General features: G+C 49.1%; 2 protein-coding genes. Both read right to left on the bottom strand.

Annotated elements, in window-relative coordinates; translation table 11 throughout:
• Positions 1-103: 103 nt before the first annotated feature.
• The gene (locus FHC48_RS22990; RefSeq protein ID WP_259281200.1) at positions 104-295 is read right to left on the bottom strand and encodes a DcrB-related protein; all 192 of its coding nucleotides are present in this window, start codon (positions 293-295) and stop codon (positions 104-106) included.
• Between the two features lie 11 nt (positions 296-306).
• On the bottom strand, positions 307-1,016 hold a 710-nt coding region (locus FHC48_RS22985), incomplete at its 5' end, for a type VI secretion system Vgr family protein (RefSeq protein WP_220420625.1).

Here is a 1,016-nt window from a genome sequence, read left to right as displayed (position 1 = left end):
ACGAGCGCTGAACAAAATGACGAAAGCAGGTATGCCTGAAAGCGTGCGTATTGCCTGAAAACACAACCCGCTACGGGGGAGACTTACCCGAAATCTGATTTATTCAACAAAGCCGTTCACGTACCAAACGAGTTGCCGCATCATGGACTTTATCTTCGTTTTTAGCACTCGCACGAGAAACAACAAAAGTAAACTCGCTGGCTCCGTTATCACTCAGGGTAAATAAATTCATGGTTCTGTCTTTAAATACATCGGGTAAGGCAAGGGATGCTTCCTGAAGAATATATTCAGCCATTCGGGTTACTCTTATTTATTGCCATTAATAACAAAAAAACTATCCACTTCCTGCTGGATTTCACCCTGAAGGGATGCGCCAGGCGGATCGATGACATTTTGTCCATCATCAGGGTTCAAATGTAATTCGCCGGAAAGCGTATTAATTTGCGCGTTCTGTTTCGCAGTAAAGTTAAAATTATTACCAATGATATGGACGCTGCCGTCTTTTGATAGCTCGATGGCGCTTTCACCACATTCCAGTCTCAGCGTATTTCCTGCGGAAAGTATAAAATTATTAACGACTTTATCGTTTCGACTGTTCCCCGTCAGGCATACCACATCGCCTTTAATCCCTGATTTCTGATTTTTCGCTACCCGTAAGGTTTCATCTTCGCCAACGAACTGGGTTCGATTTTTTTCAGTAGAATGTGTTTCGTCGTTTTTGACGTTAATATCCAGATTGCGCTCGGCCTGGATCCATACCTGTTCTGCGCCCGCTTTATCCTCAAACCGCAGGGCATTGGCATTGTCCACGGAACCGTCTTTCGTGCGGCTCATAAAGCCCATCTGCGTCGCCGCAGCCGGCAGCGCCCACGGCGGCATGCTCGCGTCGTTGTACACCCGACCGGTAATGATCGGACGGTCCGGGTCGCCGTTGATAAAGTCCACCACCACCTCATCGCCCACGCGCGGGATCTGCACCCCGCCGTAGCCCTGGCCCGCCCACGCGCTCGACACGC

It is taken from the genome of Enterobacter sp. EC_50 (assembly GCF_019584525.1).
In the GTDB taxonomy this organism is placed as follows: Bacteria; Pseudomonadota; Gammaproteobacteria; order Enterobacterales; family Enterobacteriaceae; genus Enterobacter; species Enterobacter roggenkampii.
The sequence above is the reverse complement of the archived record's forward strand: the minus strand, read 5'-3'. Positions and strand labels throughout refer to the sequence as shown.

Excerpts from the sequence above, each read along its gene's own strand:
- FHC48_RS22990 (WP_259281200.1), bottom strand. The coding sequence starts at position 295 with ATGGCTGAATATATTCTTCAGGAAGCATCCCTTGCCTTACCCGATGTA.